This is a genomic window from Mycolicibacter heraklionensis, from assembly GCF_001021505.1.
Classification (GTDB): Bacteria; Actinomycetota; Actinomycetes; order Mycobacteriales; family Mycobacteriaceae; genus Mycobacterium; species Mycobacterium heraklionense.
This window is the reverse complement of the sequence record NZ_LDPO01000008.1, coordinates 89973-105598: the sequence shown is the minus strand read 5'-3', so window position 1 is coordinate 105598 and position 15626 is coordinate 89973. Positions and strand designations below refer to the sequence as shown.

Annotated in this window: 15 protein-coding genes; 11 read left to right on the top strand and 4 right to left on the bottom strand. The window is 63.2% G+C overall.

The features are described 5' to 3' along the window. The first annotated feature begins 165 nt into the window (after window positions 1-165). The 10 genes from ABW16_RS11700 to ABW16_RS11655 all read left to right on the top strand — a co-directional run bounded on the left by ABW16_RS11700 (window position 166) and on the right by ABW16_RS11655 (window position 10511). Window positions 166-1029: a mycofactocin-coupled SDR family oxidoreductase gene (locus ABW16_RS11700; RefSeq protein ID WP_047319337.1), complete on the top strand. Its 864-nt coding sequence runs from the start codon at window positions 166-168 to the stop codon at window positions 1027-1029. Between the two features lie 146 nt (window positions 1030-1175). After that, on the top strand, window positions 1176-1943 hold the full coding sequence (locus tag ABW16_RS11695) for an MlaE family ABC transporter permease (RefSeq protein WP_047319336.1): 768 nt from the start codon (window positions 1176-1178) through the stop codon (window positions 1941-1943). A gap of 33 nt (window positions 1944-1976) precedes the next feature. After that, a complete protein-coding gene (locus tag ABW16_RS11690; protein ID WP_047319335.1) occupies window positions 1977-2822 on the top strand; it encodes an MlaE family ABC transporter permease in 846 nt (281 codons plus the stop codon). A gap of 8 nt (window positions 2823-2830) precedes the next feature. Further along, a complete protein-coding gene (locus ABW16_RS11685; protein WP_047319421.1) occupies window positions 2831-4024 on the top strand; it encodes an MCE family protein in 1194 nt (397 codons plus the stop codon). Beyond that, on the top strand, window positions 4021-5043 hold the full coding sequence (locus tag ABW16_RS11680) for an MCE family protein (protein WP_268768032.1): 1023 nt from the start codon (window positions 4021-4023) through the stop codon (window positions 5041-5043). The genes ABW16_RS11685 and ABW16_RS11680 overlap by 4 nt, the downstream gene beginning before the upstream one ends. Continuing rightward, entirely contained in the window at window positions 5043-6074 is a 1032-nt protein-coding gene (locus tag ABW16_RS11675; protein WP_047319334.1) for an MCE family protein, read from the top strand. The genes ABW16_RS11680 and ABW16_RS11675 overlap by 1 nt, the downstream gene beginning before the upstream one ends. Further along, window positions 6071-7315, top strand: coding sequence for an MCE family protein (locus ABW16_RS11670; RefSeq protein WP_052956864.1), 1245 nt, complete (start codon window positions 6071-6073; stop codon window positions 7313-7315). Before ABW16_RS11675 ends, ABW16_RS11670 begins: the two co-directional genes overlap by 4 nt. Further along, window positions 7312-8475, top strand: a complete 1164-nt coding sequence (locus tag ABW16_RS11665; RefSeq protein WP_082134073.1) for an MCE family protein — start codon at window positions 7312-7314, stop codon at window positions 8473-8475. Before ABW16_RS11670 ends, ABW16_RS11665 begins: the two co-directional genes overlap by 4 nt. A gap of 3 nt (window positions 8476-8478) precedes the next feature. Then, window positions 8479-10065, top strand: coding sequence for an MCE family protein (locus tag ABW16_RS11660; RefSeq protein ID WP_047319417.1), 1587 nt, complete (start codon window positions 8479-8481; stop codon window positions 10063-10065). An 8-nt stretch (window positions 10066-10073) separates the two neighbouring features. Further along, a complete protein-coding gene (locus ABW16_RS11655; protein WP_082134080.1) occupies window positions 10074-10511 on the top strand; it encodes a hypothetical protein in 438 nt (145 codons plus the stop codon). Between the two features lie 20 nt (window positions 10512-10531). Here ABW16_RS11655 and ABW16_RS11650 read toward each other — a convergent pair whose 3' ends face one another. Continuing rightward, window positions 10532-11824, bottom strand: coding sequence for an amidohydrolase family protein (locus ABW16_RS11650; RefSeq protein ID WP_047319333.1), 1293 nt, complete (start codon window positions 11822-11824; stop codon window positions 10532-10534). Between the two features lie 177 nt (window positions 11825-12001). Here ABW16_RS11650 and ABW16_RS11645 point away from each other — a divergent pair, with 177 nt between their 5' ends. Continuing rightward, complete coding sequence (locus ABW16_RS11645; RefSeq protein ID WP_052956863.1) at window positions 12002-12538, top strand: DUF1942 domain-containing protein; 537 nt, start codon at window positions 12002-12004, stop codon at window positions 12536-12538. A gap of 10 nt (window positions 12539-12548) precedes the next feature. Here the strand turns inward: ABW16_RS11645 and ABW16_RS11640 are convergent, their stop codons facing one another. The 3 genes from ABW16_RS11640 to ABW16_RS11630 form a co-directional block, all read right to left on the bottom strand. After that, window positions 12549-13283, bottom strand: a complete 735-nt coding sequence (locus ABW16_RS11640; protein ID WP_047319332.1) for a TetR/AcrR family transcriptional regulator — start codon at window positions 13281-13283, stop codon at window positions 12549-12551. A gap of 177 nt (window positions 13284-13460) precedes the next feature. Then, the gene (locus ABW16_RS11635; protein WP_047319331.1) at window positions 13461-14654 is read right to left on the bottom strand and encodes an amidohydrolase family protein; all 1194 of its coding nucleotides are present in this window, start codon (window positions 14652-14654) and stop codon (window positions 13461-13463) included. A 198-nt stretch (window positions 14655-14852) separates the two neighbouring features. After that, window positions 14853-15542, bottom strand: coding sequence for a TetR/AcrR family transcriptional regulator (locus ABW16_RS11630; RefSeq protein WP_200900650.1), 690 nt, complete (start codon window positions 15540-15542; stop codon window positions 14853-14855). Window positions 15543-15626: the final 84 nt, after the last annotated feature.

Genomic DNA, 15626 nt, shown 5'->3' with positions numbered 1-15626 from the left:
AGCAATACCGTTACCGGAGTCATGGTTACCGTAATCTTTACCGCGTGTCCAGCTGATGACCGTCCCGCGGGGAGCGGGAGGACCGTAGACACCGCTATCCGGAGGGCGCATTGATCGTCCTCGACCGCCGGACAACGCAACCAGAAGTGCCGAGAAGGAGATGGGATGGGAAGAGTAGAGGGCAAAGTCGTCCTCATCAGTGGCGCCGCCCGCGGGCAGGGCCGGTCCCATGCACGGGTGCTGGCGGCCGAGGGCGCGGACATCATCGCGGTCGACGTATGCGCGGACATCGAGACGAACGAGTACCCGCTGGCGCGGCCCGAGGATCTTGATGAGACAGCTCGCCTGGTGGAGAAGGAGGGGCGCAAGGCCTACACCGCAATTGCCGACGTGCGTGACAGGGTCGCCTTGGCGGCCGCGATCGACGCCGGCGTCGCCGAGTTCGGCAGACTCGACGCGGTGGTGGCCAACGCCGGAATCGCGCCGCTGACCGCGGGCGGCCCGCTGCAGGCGTTCGTCGACGCGGTCGACGTCGATCTGGTCGGCGTGTTCAACCTGGTCGGCGCCAGCCTGAAGCATCTCAATGCCGGCGCCTCGATCGTCGCGACCGGGTCACTGGCCGCCTACCTGGCCTCACAGAACACCGGCGGCATGGATGCCGGTCCTGGTGGAGCTGGCTACGGCTTCGCCAAGCAGGTGGTCGCCCACTACGTCAACGACCTGGCGCTGCAACTCGCGCCGTCGCATATCCGGGTGAACTGCATCCATCCGACGAACGTCAACACCGACATGCTGCACAGCCCGCCGATGTACCGGGCCTTCCGGCCGGATCTGCAGAATCCGAGCCGCGAAGAGGCCGAAGCGTCGTTCCCGTTCCTCAACGCGATGCCGATTCCCTACGTCGAGCCGGAAGACATCAGCGAGCTTGTGCTGTTCCTGGTCTCCGACGCATCGCGCTATGTGACCGGTCAACAGATACGGGTGGACGCAGGCGGAGCGCTCAAAGTTTTCCCCTGGTCGGGGCGCTAGCGCGGCCTCACGTCGCGCGGTCGAGGGCCAGGCTGATCCGTGAAAGTGTCCCTGAGCTGCTACGAAGCAGGTACTGTCACCGTGATCATTACGGGAATTCTCACCGTAACGAGCATCGCGGCCTAAGCAGTCAGAACGGAGGGTCGATGGCTCGCAGGGATCTGTCCGGCCCGTTGGAGGCGGTTGGCGGGCTATACGCGATGTCCGCCGACGCGGTGCGGTTCGCGTTCAAGCGTCCTTTTCAGATGCGCGAATTTCTCGAACAATCCTGGTTCGTCACCAGAGTGTCGATCCTGCCGACCTTGCTGGTGGCGATTCCCTTCACCGTCCTGGTCAGCTTCACGCTGAACATCCTGCTACGCGAACTGGGCGCGGCCGATCTCAGTGGTGCGGGCGCCGCACTGGGTGCAGTCACCCAGGTCGGGCCGCTGGTGACGGTGTTGATCGTGGCCGGCGCGGGCGCGACCGCGATGTGTGCAGACCTGGGGTCGCGCACTATCCGCGAAGAGATCGACGCCATGGAGGTACTCGGTATCGATCCGGTCCAGCGACTGGTGACGCCCCGGATGCTGGCGTCGGGCCTGGTGGCATTCCTGTTGAACAGTCTGGTGTGCACGATCGGCATCATGGGCGGGTATTTCTTCTCGGTGCTGGTTCAGGACGTGAACCCGGGCGCCTTCGTCGCCGGAATCACCCTGCTCACCGGTGTCAACGAGGTCATCATCTCCTCGGTGAAGGCAACGCTGTTCGGGCTGATCGCCGGTCTGGTCGCGTGCTATCGGGGACTGAAAGTGTCGGGCGGCGCCAAGGGCGTCGGCAATGCCGTGAACGAAACCGTGGTCTACGCCTTCATGTCGCTTTTCGTGGTCAACGTGATCGTGACCGCGATCGGTATCCGACTGGGCCACCGATGAGGTGTTGCACGTGACCAGTATTGGAGGACCCAGGTGAGCATCAGCGTCACCTACCCCAATATCGCCAGGGAATTGACTCGACCGGTACGCGCCCTGGCGGGAATCGGCGATCACGCCGACTTCTACTGGAAAGCGATCGTCGGTGCGCCCCAGGCGGTCTGGCGCTACAAGCGCGAAACCATCCGACTCATCGCCGAGATCAGCATGGGTTCGGGCGCCTTGGCGGTCATCGGGGGAACACTGGTGATCGTCGGCTTCCTCACCCTGGCGGCCGGAGGAACGTTGGCGGTGCAGGGCTACAGCTCGTTGGGCAACATCGGCATCGAGGCGTTGACGGGTTTCTTCGCGGCATTCATCAATGTCCGAATTTCTGCGCCGGTCATCGCCGGCATCGGTTTGGCGGCGACGATCGGGGCCGGTTCGACCGCCCAACTCGGGGCGATGCGGATCAACGAAGAAGTCGATGCCCTTGAGTCGCTGGCTATCCCGTCGATCGCGTACCTGGTGAGCACGCGGATCGTCGGCGGCTTGGTCGCCATAGCGCCCCTCTACACGCTGGCGGTCATCGCCTCCTTTCTGGCCAGCCGCTACACCACGGTGCTGCTGTTCGGACAGTCCGCCGGGCTCTATGACCACTATTTCGACACGTTCCTCAATCCCATCGACATCCTGTGGTCGTTTCTGCAGGCGGTCTCGATGGCGATCACGGTCATGTTGATCCATACCTACTACGGCTTTTTCGCGGCCGGTGGTCCCGCGGGCGTCGGCGTCGCGGTAGGCAAGGCCGTACGCGCTTCGCTGATCGCCGTGGTGTCCGTCACCCTGCTCGTCTCGCTCGCTGTGTACGGCGCGAACGGCAACTTCAATCTCTCGGGTTAGGCGTGGCCGTGAACAGTTTGGTGGCGCGCGCTCTCAAGGGACTCGCGAGTGTCCTGTTGGTGGTCTCGGTGTTCGTCCTGGCCATCACTCTGTTCCGCGGCGGCCTCACCAAAACGGTGCCGGTGACGGTGCTGTCTCCCCGGGCGGGCTTGGTGATGTACCCCGACGCCAAGGTGAAGATGTACGGGGTACAGATCGGCAAGGTCGAATCGATTGAGCCGCTCGCCGACGGTGCGGCCGCGATCCACCTCGCGATGGATCCGACCAAATTGGCGAGCGTACCGGCGAATGTCAGTGTCAATATCACCTCGTCGACCGTGTTCGGGGCGAAATTCGTCGAGTTGACGCCACCGGCGGACCCAGCGCCGCAGCCGCTGGCGGCCGGGCAGGTCCTGCAGACGAAAGACGTCACCGTGGAGTTCAACACGGTGTTCGAACAGCTGACCCAAGTGCTTGCCCGGGTGCAGCCGGAAAAGCTCAACGAGACACTGGGGGCGATCGCCACCGGGTTCCGCGCCCGGGGCGCGCAGACCGGCGAGTTGTTCGGCAACCTCAACGCACTGCTGGGCAAGACGGAACCCAGCCTGCCCGCCCTGAGCCGTGACCTCACGGCGGCACCCGCGGTACTCAACATCTACAACGACTCGGTCGGCGATCTGCTCGACACCGCGAGAAACAGCGTGAACATCAGCACCACGCTCGTCGACGAACACAGCAATCTCGATGCGATGCTGCTCAGCCTCATCGGTCTGGGCCAGGTCGGCAACGATGTCCTCGGGCAGAACCGGGCCGGGCTGACCGACGTCCTTCATCTGCTGCTGCCGACCGCCGAACTTCTCAACCAGTACCACCGCGGGCTCACGTGCGGGATTCAGGGACTGGCACACATCCAGCAGACGCCCCGACTCAGCGATGTTCCCGGACTGGAGTTCGCGACGAATTTTCTGCTCGGAGCCGAGCGCTACCGCTACCCGGGCGACCTGCCCAAGGTGGCCGCCAAGGGCGGTCCGATCTGCGGCGCCTTGCCCGATCTCCCGGAGAACTACTTTCCGCCCTACATCGTCGCTGATGTGGGCACCAACCCGTTCAAGTACGGGAATCAGGGAATCGTGCTCAACATAGACAGCTGGAAACAGGCCATGTTCGGACCCATCGACGGACCGCCGCGGAACTCCGCCGAGATCGGGCACGGCGCACCGTGAACTCGATTCTGGGCCCGGCGTCGAAGTTCGCGTTTTTCGCCGTCTTGATGATCGCTCTCACCGCGGGGCTGGTGGCGGTCTTCGGCCAGTATCGGTCCGGCGCCACCACGGGCTTCTCGGCGGTCTTCACGGATTCGTCGGGACTACGGCCCGGCGACACCGTGCGGGTTTCGGGCATCCGCGTCGGCACCGTCCGCAAGGTGGCGCTGGGCGCCGATCATCGCTCCTATGTCGAGTTCGACGCTGACGACAGCGTGCCGTTGACGACAGGGACACGAGTAGCGGTGCGGTATCTGAATCTGGTCGGCGATCGCTATCTCGAGCTGGTCGACGGCCCCGGCTCGACCAAGTTACTGCCGGCCGGGTCTGTGATCCCGCCGGATCGCACGGCGCCCGCGCTGGACCTCGATCTGCTGCTCGGCGGCTTCCGCCCAGTCATCTCGGCGTTGAACCCCCAAGATGTCAACGCGCTGTCCGCGGCACTGTTGCAGATCCTGCAGGGAAAGAGTGACACCATCGGTTCGTTACTGTCCCGCTCATCGTCGTTCGCCACGTCGCTCGCCGACAACGATGCCCTGATCGGCGCATTGATCGAGAACCTGCGCTCGATGCTGGGCATCCTGCAACGCAACAGCGACGAGTTCGCCGCCACGATCGACCGGCTGGACACGCTGATGGGCGAACTCGCGCAGTACAAGGACCCGATCGGCTCTGCCATCACCGCGTTGGAAAACGGCACCGCATCGGTTTCCGATCTGCTCACCGGAGTGCGTCCGCCGCTGGCCGGGACGATAGATCAGCTCAATCGCCTGGCCCCGCTTTTGGACGACGAGAAGGAACGCATCGATCTGGGGCTGACGCGGGCACCCGACAACTACAAGAAACTCGCCCGACTTGGCGCCTATGGAAGTTTCTTCAACTTCTATCTCTGCGGCATCAACCTCAAAGTGAGCACCTTGTCGGGGGGCACTCTCACGTTGCCCATGGTCGAGCAGACGACGGGCAGGTGCTCGAGGTAATGCGCAAATATCAAGGCAAGCGGCTGATCCGGGCCGGACTGATGGGGGTCATCCTGACCGTGCTGATCAGCCTGGTCGGACTGCAGTTCGACAACGTATGGACGTTGTTCACCGCCAAGTCCTATTCGGCGCTGTTCGCCGAGGCCGGGGGACTGGGCCCCGGCGACGACGTGATGATCTCCGGAATCAATGTCGGCACGGTATCGAATGTTTCGTTGTCGCACGGCAAGGCGTTGGTGAAGTTCACCATCGATGGCAATGTGCGGCTCGGCGACGAGACCACCGTCCGGATCAAGACCGGCTCGCTGCTGGGCAAGCGGGTCCTGACCGTGGTGTCGTCGGGTGCGCGCCCCCTTCGCAGCACCGACGTCATCCCGGTCACCCGGACGTCCTCACCGTATTCATTGACAGATGCGCTCGGGGACCTTACGTCGAACGTCACCGACACTGACACTGATGCGCTGAACCAGTCACTCAAAACCTTGGCATCGACCCTTGACCAGATAGCGCCGCAGTTGGGACCCACGTTCGACAGCTTGTCGCGGCTGTCCAAGTCGATCAATACCCGCAACACCGGCCTGCGTGACTTGCTCCGTACCGCAAGCGATGTCACCGGAGTTCTGGCGAAGCGAAGTGACCGGGTCAATGCCTTGATCCTCAATTCCGATGCGCTGCTCTCGGTGCTCAACGACCAACGCCAAGAGATCGTGGATCTGCTGGCGAACACCTCGGCGGTCTCGCAACAGCTCACGGCACTCGTCGCGGAGAACGAAAGAGAACTGGCTCCGACGCTGGACCGGCTCAATTCCGTGACGGCGATGCTGGAGAAGAACAACGACAACATCGTCAATGCGATGAAGGGCCTGAACAAGTACTCGGTAGCCCTCGGCGAAAGTGTCGCGTCGGGTAACTACTACAACGCGTTCATCGCCAATCTCATGCCGGGGCAGTTCATTCAGCCCTTCTTGGACTCCGCGCTGGGTCTGACCCCCCGTGCTCAGCTTCCGCTGCCGCATCGGGAGCGGCCATGAGTGCCCAGCAGCGCAAGTTCACGGCGGTTGCACTGGCGGCGCTGCTGGTGGTCTCGGGTGGTTACCTGGGCTACCGACACCTGCTGGGTCCCAAGACAATCAGTGCTTACTTCACCACCGCCACCGCGATCTACCGCGGCGACCAAGTGCGGGTGGCCGGTGTACGGGTCGGGACGATCGCCGCGGTGGAACCGCTCGGCACCAAGACCAAGATCGTGATGAATGTGGACCGTAATGTGTCGATTCCGGCGAACGCGCAGGCGGTCATCGTGGCGCAGAGCCTGATAGCGGCCCGCTACGTCCAATTGACCCCGCCCTACGAGGACGCGGGGCCGACGATGCCCGACGGTGCCGAGATCCCGCTTGACCGCACCGCGGAGCCGGTCGAATGGGACGAGGTCAAGATCGAGCTCACCCGCCTCGCCGGAGCGCTCGGTCCGGGTGGCGATGCTCCCGACGGTGCGGTTAGCCGATTCATCGACAGCACCGCCACTGCCCTCGACGGCAACGGCGCGAAGCTCAGAGAAACTCTTGCGCAGCTGTCCGGAGCGGCGAAGATTCTCGCCAATGGCAGTGGTGATATCGCCGGCACCATCAAGAACCTGCAGGTGTTCGTCAGTGCGCTCGAAGGCAGCAACACCCAGATCGTGCGATTCGAGAACCGGTTGGCCACACTGAGCAGCGTTCTGAACAACAACCGGTCTGATCTCGATGCCGCGCTGAGCAGCCTGTCGATCGCGGTGAAGGACGTGCAGAGGTTTGTCTCACAGAACCGGGGCCGCACCACCGAACAGATCGAGCGGTTGAGCAGTGTGACAAAGAATCTCGCGGACAACCGGCTGGTTATCGAGCAGGTGCTGCACACGGCTCCGACCGGCTTGGCCAACTACAACAATATTTACAACCCGGAGCAGGGCTCCGAGGCGGGATCCTTTGTCTTCAATAACTTTTCCAATCCGGTGACGTTGATCTGCGCGGGTCTCGCCTCGGTGAAGAACGTGACTTCCGAGGAGGGCGCGAAGCTGTGCACGCAGTACCTCGGGCCTGTCCTGAAATACCTGTCGCTGAACTACTTGCCCTTTCCCGTCAATGTCGCGCTCGGGCCCGTACCGCGTCCGGGCAAGATGTACTACACGCAACCGGACCTGATTCCCGGGGTGGTGGCCGAGGAGCCGCCGCCACCGGTGCCGGCCACCACATCGGAGCTTCTGCTTCCGGACAGTGTGGGCGGAACACCATGATGTGTGCCTCGCGCCTGTCCCGGATACGTGGCCTCATCATCGTTGCCATGTCGATGGCGTTGCTGACTTCCGGATGCCAGTGGCAAGGGCTGAATTCACTACCGATGCCCGGCGCTGTCGGACGAGGTGCCGGTAGCACGACCATCCATGTGGAAATGGCGGATGTCGGTTCGCTGGAGTCGAATTCACCGGTGATGATCGACGACGTGGTCGTCGGCAGTGTCGGCCGGATGGTAGTGCGCAAGTGGCACGCGGATATCGAGGTGTCGGTCCGGCCGGGTGTCGTCATACCCGCGAACGCAGTGGCCACCGTCGGACAGACCAGCCTGCTCGGCTCCAGTCACCTCCAGCTCAACTCTCCCCTCGGCGTTGCACCACAGGGTCGGCTGAGCTCCGGTGCGACGATTCCACTGAACAAGTCGTCGACCTACCCCAGTACCGAACAAACACTGTCCTCGCTGTCGGTGGTGCTCAACAGTGGCGGGATGGGACAGATCGACGAGATCATCAAACAGTTCAGCGCGGCGATCGGCGGGCGGGGCAACGAGATCCGCGACTTACTCTCCCGGCTGGAGCATTTCGTCGGAACGCTCGATGACCAAGCCCGGAACATCGTCACCGCCATGGACGAACTGAACATGCTCGCCGAAAAGGTGAATGCGGAGTCCGAGGTGGTTGAACAGACGCTCCGGAAACTTCCGCGGGCGCTGAATGTCCTGGTGGCGGAGCGGTCGAACCTTACGACGGCGCTCGACAGATTACGGGTGTTCAGCGATACGTCGACCGGCCTCGTCAGGGACGTCAAGGCGGATCTGATCGCCGACTTGCAGAACCTCGAACCGACCATCGGTGCGCTCGCGGACGCCGGAACCGACATCGGCAAGGGCCTACAGGAGGCGACGGTGTTTCCGTTCGCGCAGTGGGTCGTCGACGACGCAATCAAGGGCGACTACGCAAACCTGTACACCACCATGGATTTGACAACAACGCGGCTGCGAACGGACCTGCTCGCCGGTACACGATGGGGTCGGTTCACCCAGCCGGTGCCCGACCTGTTGATGGGCAATCCGCCGCCGCCGGTGCCCTACACCGACAATCCACTCGGCGTCGGAACTGCCACTCCACCGCCGCCCGTCGGCTCCCCAGGGGGGAGCGGTTAGATGCTGCTGTCTCGTTTCGTCCGATTCCAGCTGATCATCTTTACGATCGCCGCCGTTGTCGGCTTCACGGTGATGGGCCTGCGCTATATCCAAGTGCAGACCTTCCTGGGCGTCGGCAAGATCAATGTCACCGTAGAGCTGCCGAGCTCCGGCGGGCTCTACCGGTTCAGCAACGTCACCTATCGAGGCATTCAGGTCGGCAAGGTGACGTCCGTCGACCTGCGTCCGGGAGGCGGCGCGTTGGCGAACCTGTCGATCGACGCCGGCAGGAAGATCCCGGCAGACCTCATCGCCCAGGTGCGCAGTGTCTCCGCGGTGGGGGAGCAGTATCTGGACCTGCGCCCGCGCGTTGACACCGGACCGTACCTGCGGGACCGCTCGGTGATCGGCGTCGCCGACACCTCCGTTCCTCAGCAAGTCGGACCGATGTTGGAGCAGCTCAACGCGTTGGTGGACACCATCCCCAAAGATCAACTCACTGTGCTGCTCGATGAGTCGTTCAAGGCGTTCAACGGCGCGGCGGACGATCTCGGTCAGCTGCTCGACTCCTCCTCGACGCTGGTTGACGCAACCAACAAGGTGTCGGATCCGTTGCGCACCGTGATCGACCAGACCGGACCACTGCTGCAGACCCAGACGGACACCGGGGACGCCATCCGACAGTGGGCAAACAGCCTGTCCGGCTTCACCAAACAGATCACGACCAACGATCCGCAGCTGCGCTCGGTGCTGGCCGACGGGCCGCGGTTCGCGCAGGACGTGACCAAGCTCTTGGACCAGTTGAGGCCGACGTTGCCCGTCCTACTGGCCAACCTCACCACACTGGGCCAGGTCGGTGTCACCTACAACGCGGCTCTGGAGCAGGTGCTGGTCCTGCTGCCGCCAATGGTTGCCGTCACGCAGGCGGCGGGCCCGGACAACAACCCCAACTTGGGATACATGACGCCGTCCGACTTCAGGCTCCTGGTCGCCGACGGGCCCCCGTGCACAGTCGGATTTCTGCCGTTCAGTCAATGGCGCCCGCCCGGTGAGACCAGTTCGGTGGACACTCCAGACGGTCTGTACTGCAAGCTGCCCCAGGATTCGCCGATCTCCGTACGAGGCGCCCGGAACTTGCCGTGCCTGGGAGTACCCGGTAAACGCGCACCCACCGTGGACATCTGCTACAGCGATAAACCCTACGAACCTCTCGCGCAGCGGCAACCGGCGCTCGGCCCCAATCCCCGCGACCCCAACCTGGAGAGCCAGGGCATCCCGCCCCAGCAGCCCGATGTCCGCATCAACGTGGTGCCCGTGCCGGATGGCCTCCCGATGCCAGAGTCGGCCGCGGGCGCAGAACTACCGCCCCTACCGGTTCAGCCGCCCGGTAGCCCAGCGCCGCCGCGGGAGGACGCACCCGCCGATACCGGAGGTGCGGTGGCGAACGGGTCGAGCAGCACGCAGAGTTCGTCGCCGTTGACCTTCGGCGCGGCGAAGTACGATCCGCGTACTGGCGCCTATGTCGGCCCGGACGGAAAGCTCTACCACCAGCTGGATCTGGTGGCCGGAAACCGCCCGACGACGTGGCGGCAACTCATCATGACGGGTTGATCATGCCTATGACCGGAGTGACGATCCTGCGGTATGCCGGCGTGAGCCTCGCGGCGGCAACCACGCTCCTTGTCGGATGCGCTGCGGCGCCGCCCGCCGATGCGGAACCCTCGGCGCCGACGCCGTGCAACCACATCTCTTGCGTTCCCGGGATAACTCGGGACGTCGTGAAGGGGGACTACTGTCCCGATCCCAACCGCTATGTCTTCGCGGTGACGGTCGAAGGCCAGCTGTTCTTCTGCGGGTCGCCGCGCGGTTTCACGCCCCGGTACTTCCGGTCGCCACAACTAGCCGGCATCAGAAACCTCGGCGACAGCTGCGAGGGCGAGTTCAACCAGGTCGCCCAGGCGCCCGACGGCCTCTACCTCTTATGCGCGTTCGCCAACGCAGACGAACAGAGCCACTGGGTGCCGGGCAATTACTCCGATTACCGCAAGGTGTATTGACCGTCGGTTCGGCGTCAGCCCTACTCGGCGGGCGACATCGCGATCTTGATCAGGTCAGCCGCCTTGGTGGCGTGCGCGCCGCTATCCCCTTCGCGGCGCTGCGCTTTGATCGCGACGTCATGGCCCTCGACCTGCTTGCGGAGTGCCTTCACGGTGCAGTTCTCCCGCCCGCCCAGGACGCTGAACGGGTCATAGTTGAAGTGCTTCATCGCGTTGCGGTGCGTGACCTTGTCGATGTCGAGGTCGCTGAGTCCACGCACGCTTTGTTCGAAGATCTCCGGGGACAGCGGCCAGTTGGAGTCCGAGTGCGGGTAGTCGCACTCCCAGGTGACCATGTCCATGTTCAGGTAGTCACGGCTGGCCAACCCGAACTTGTCGTCGATGAAACATGTCAGGACCTGGTTGTTGAAGATCTCGCTGGGCAGTTTGTCGCCGAAATCCTGCCCGGTCCACGCATGATGACGGTCGTAGTTGTAGTCGATCCGCTCGAGGAAGTAAGGAATCCAGCCGATACCGCCTTCGGAGAGCGCAACTTTGAGATCAGGGAACTTGCGCAGCATCTTCGACCACACCAGGTCGGCGGCGGCCTGCACGATGTTCATCGGCTGCAGCGTGATCATGACGTCCATCGGCGCGTCCGGCGAGGTGATAGTGAGCTGTGACGAGGAGCCGATGTGCATGCACACCACCACCGACTCTTCGCTGCACGCCTGCCACACCGGGTCCCAGTGGTCGGAATGGATCGACGGCCAACCCAACTTCGACGGGTTCTCACTGAATGTCAGTGCGTGGCAGCCCTTCTTGGCGACACGGCGAATCTCGGCCGCCATCACCTCGGGATCCCAGATCGCCGGCAGCGCACACGGAATGAACCGGCCCGGATGGCTGCCGCACCACTCGTCGATGTGCCAGTCGTTGTAGGCCCGCACCATCGCCAGGGCGACGTCCTTGTCTTCGGTGCGGGCGAACAGTTGTCCGCAGAATTGGGGGAACGAGGGAAAGCACAGCGAACCGAGTACGCCGTTGGCGCTCATGTCCTTCACGCGTTCGGTGTGGTCATAGGTGCCCTTGCGAAGCTGGGCAAACGAAGTCGGCTCGATGCCGTACTCCTCCTTGGGACGCCCGGCGACCGCGTTCAGCGCGACGTTGGCGACGGTTTCACCGTTGTACTTCCAGACATTCGTGCCATCCGGATTGGTGATGAACTGCGGTGCCAGGTCCACATATTTGGCGGCCAGACGGCCCTCAAAGAGGTCTGGCGGCTCGACCACGTGATCATCGACGCTGACCAACACCATGTCGTCTGCCTTCATCTGGCTGCACCTTCCTGGGGATTCGGATGCGGTGCTCAGCGAACAGATCTCAGCCGACCACGCAATCAGAAAAATTCCTTACGGTATTGTTCACCATATCAGTTACGGTGAGTCTGCGTTGCGGGTAATCGGCAAGCCGCAACGCGACTTCCGGTGGTGCGGATCGGGGTGAGAACAGTGGCGAGAATCGTTGGCATCAAGCTCGCCCAGCAGCGTCTGGCAGCAATAGTCGGACGCATCCGGCTGGCGCTGACGGTCATGGTGACCGTTGCCGCGACGGGTTTCGCGGGCTGCCCCACCGCGGCGGCATTCCCGAATGTCGGTGAGGTGGCGGGCTTTGGTGCGGCATTGCGCCTCTATGCCGACAACGACGTGATCATCGAGTACACCGTGTCGGACCTGCGACCGAGCAGCGACTACGTGGGTGAGTTTCCGCGCTTCGGCCATCTGTGGGCCGCGAACCTCACCGTCGAGGCCGTGCGGGGGACGGCGACCCCGGTACTTCCGTTCTTCAACGCCCGTGTGACGACTGGGAGGCAGGCCGGCCGGCAGTACCGGATCCTGTTCCAAGCAGACGGGGCGGAGGGCATCCATCCCGGTCCCATCCCGCAGGGGGTTAAGTCCTCAGGCAAGATCTATTTCGACTGCAACGGCGCCGCGCCCGCCGTCGTGGTCTACAACGACGGCGGTCAGGACGTCCTCACCTGGCAGTAGGCGAATTGAGCTACCGCGAGGTCGCTTTCGCCCGCCGTGTTCCCGGGCCCTTCGCCAGCAGCTGCTCGGCTTGATTGATGATCGCATTCACGGTCGCCAAAAAGCTTGCGTCGGTGGTGGAGACGGGCAGGTGACCGCGGAGTGCCAAGTCGTGCAGGAGCGGGGTGTGCTCAGCACTGGGAATGCGAGAAATATCCCGGGCGGTTCCGGCGGTGTCCAAGCGCTCCAGCACCGCGACGCCCCGGATATGCAGGGACAGCGTCATATACAGATCGAGTGCGTCCGCGGGCGCGAAGCCCGCCTCGACCAGTGTGCCGACGGCCGCTTCGAGGTTCTTCAGGCTCTCCTGCATCGTGTCCGCGTCGAGTTCGCCGGTCCGCATGAGAATCAAGTCGCACAAAACCGGCTTCTCGCGAAACACTCGACGCATTTCGAGGAAGTGCTTCCGAAGCCCCTCCTGCCAGGTCTCGGTGGGATCGACGAACGGCATGTTGAAGTGGTATTCCTTGACGGCGCGGTGGGTCATCGCATCCAGCAGATCGTCTTTCTTCCGGAAGTGCCAATAGATGCTGGTGATCGGAACGTCGAGATGCTTGGCGAGCATCGGCATGCTCAATTTGCTCAGAGACACCTCGTCGGCGAGCTCAAAGGCGCCGTCGATGATGTCTTCGATGTCGAGGTAGCCCCGAGGCCGCCGTTGACGCCGCGGCTGTGTGGGCGCGGACGCGGCGCTCGTCCTTGGCATGGTTCCTCCTCATCGCGAGTTCGGGTGTCGGATCGCGCCTGCTTCCGGCGGCCGCACATCAGACGATCCATTACAAATGGCTTGCGTCCCAGAAAGCTTACCGTGGCCACTGCGGTACGCCATTTTCGGCGCGCGTGCAGGTGCCGCCAAAAGACCGCCTGGGGACGGGGGAGAGGACTAGGCGGGAACTGTCTTGGTGACCTTGAGCAACTTCATCATGTTGCCGCCCATGATCTTCTCGATGTCGCTTTGGTCCAGCCCGGCAAGGTCATCGACGAACGTGATGGGGTCCTTCAGGCCCTCCGGGTGTGGCCAGTCCGATCCGAACACCACCCGGTCGGTGCCCACCAGCTTCGCCAGCTTGGCGAAGTTCTCCTCCCAGAACGGGCTGATGTAGACGCAGCGCTTGAACGCCTCGACGGGATCTTCGAGGAATGACTCTGGCATCTTCTTGTAGACATTGGTGAGCGCATGGAACACATGGGGCACCCAGTCTGCGCCATTTTCGATCGACAGCACGCGCAGTTCCGGGTTGCGGGATAAGGCACCGTGGCAGACGAGCGCCAACATGGCGTCCTCGATCGGCCGTTTACCCATCGCCGCCATACGGAAGGCGGTGGGACGGAAGGGCAGGAATTCATTGCCCGGCTCCCAAATATTCAGCAGCTCAGCGTATCCGCTGTCCGACGCATGCATCGATACCGGGATGTCGGCCCTGATGCACGCCTGCCAGAACGGGTCGAATTCAGGCAGTCCGAAGGAACGGCTGCCTTTGTAGCCGGGGACCGGAGCGGGGCGAACGAGAACGGTGCGGGCGCCTCGTTCGAGACACCATTCCAATTCTTCGAGCGCGCGGTCGACGATCGGCAGGGTGATCACCGGGGTGGCGAAGATGCGATCGGCGTAGTTGAACGACCAGGTCTCGTACATCCAGGTGTTGAGGGCGTGGATGACGTCGTGGATCAGTTCCGGGTCGTCCTTCATCCGCTCCTCGACGAGGCTGGCCAGGGTGGGAAACATCAGCGCATAGTCGATGCCGAGCTCGTCCATCACCTCCAGCCGCGGACCCGGTTCGCGGAACGCGGGGATCGCTTTCATGGGTTCGCCCATCATTTCTCGATAGGACTTACCCCCGCTGCCGTGTCGGTAGTACTCCTCCTGGGCGCCCGGCCGTGCCACCACGTCGAAGGTCGGGTTGGGGATGTAGTCGCTGATCACGTTGCGTACCACGATCTTGGTTCGTCCGTTGACCTCGACGTACTGGATCGTGTTCTTGCGTTCCGCGGGCAGGAACTTCGTCAGCGCCTCTTTCGGCTCGTAGAAGTGGTTGTCGGCGTCAAACACTGGGAATCCGAGCTTGCGTGACGGCATGGCGACCTTCCTTGCTGAATTTCTGACTGCGTCTCAGTGGCCGGTGATGGCGGGTGCCCGCGAGAACTAGACTACCAGTTACGGTAAGCCATACCGCAAGACTTGGTATGCATGCCTGCAAGAACGGTAATTGCACGTACCCGACAGTGCCGGACTTCGACTCCGCTCGCAGGATTAGGACCTGGCTTGGGCGGTTCGCTAGGCGTCGTCGGCGCGAAGCCCGCGCATACAGAATTCGAAAAGGCGGTCGGCGCGTACCGGCTTGCCGCTCAGCTCGGCGCCCAGGATGGACAGCCGCATCGCGCCCAGCACCGTGTGCATGACCACCGCCGCCGTCTCGTCCACGTCGATATCAGGCCGAAAGACATTCGTCCTGACACCGCGCCCGAGGATCTCGCGACAGAGATCGTAGAGCGGCGAGAGGACCCGCGCGTAGTCCTGGGGACGCGTCGCAGCCAACTGATCGTTGTAGATGCTCAGCGCACGGTTGATGCTGTCCTGCCGACTGGATTCCGGTTGTTCGCTGACCTTTTCGATGAGCATGCGCAGCGCCGCCGCACTGTCCAAGGAGGCTGTGTCCGTACGCCAGGCCTGCGTCGAGTGCGCCATGATCTCTTCGAGCACGGCGAGCAGGAGTTCGTCTTTGTTGGCGAAATGCTGATAGAACGCGCGCAGTGAGGTTTTGGACCGTTCGACCACTTCCTGGACGGTGAAATCCGTTCGGCCGGTCTCGCCGATGAGGGCGATCGTGTTCTTGATGTATCGGTCATTGCGGGACTGCGCCTTGGCGCGCGCCGCGCTCAGCGAGCGCTCCACGGCGCGCTGCCGCCAGCTTTCGCGGCCGTCGACGGGCGAAGGAGCGGCAGAATACTCGTCGGCGTCGTTCATCAGCGGTTCTGCCTTCCCTGCGCGCACCACCTGGCGAATCGGAAATGAGGGTACCGGGTTTGCGCAGTGTGCTGCGATTCAGCA

Coding starts and splice junctions, on each gene's coding strand:
- ABW16_RS11700 (WP_047319337.1), top strand. CDS start 166: ATGGGAAGAGTAGAGGGCAAAGTCGTCCTCATCAGTGGCGCCGCCCGC.
- ABW16_RS11695 (WP_047319336.1), top strand. CDS start 1,176: ATGGCTCGCAGGGATCTGTCCGGCCCGTTGGAGGCGGTTGGCGGGCTA.
- ABW16_RS11675 (WP_047319334.1), top strand. CDS start 5,043: ATGCGCAAATATCAAGGCAAGCGGCTGATCCGGGCCGGACTGATGGGG.
- ABW16_RS11670 (WP_052956864.1), top strand. CDS start 6,071: ATGAGTGCCCAGCAGCGCAAGTTCACGGCGGTTGCACTGGCGGCGCTG.
- ABW16_RS11665 (WP_082134073.1), top strand. CDS start 7,312: ATGATGTGTGCCTCGCGCCTGTCCCGGATACGTGGCCTCATCATCGTT.
- ABW16_RS11655 (WP_082134080.1), top strand. CDS start 10,074: ATGACCGGAGTGACGATCCTGCGGTATGCCGGCGTGAGCCTCGCGGCG.
- ABW16_RS11650 (WP_047319333.1), bottom strand. CDS start 11,824: ATGAAGGCAGACGACATGGTGTTGGTCAGCGTCGATGATCACGTGGTC.
- ABW16_RS11640 (WP_047319332.1), bottom strand. CDS start 13,283: ATGCCAAGGACGAGCGCCGCGTCCGCGCCCACACAGCCGCGGCGTCAA.
- ABW16_RS11635 (WP_047319331.1), bottom strand. CDS start 14,654: ATGCCGTCACGCAAGCTCGGATTCCCAGTGTTTGACGCCGACAACCAC.
- ABW16_RS11630 (WP_200900650.1), bottom strand. CDS start 15,542: ATGAACGACGCCGACGAGTATTCTGCCGCTCCTTCGCCCGTCGACGGC.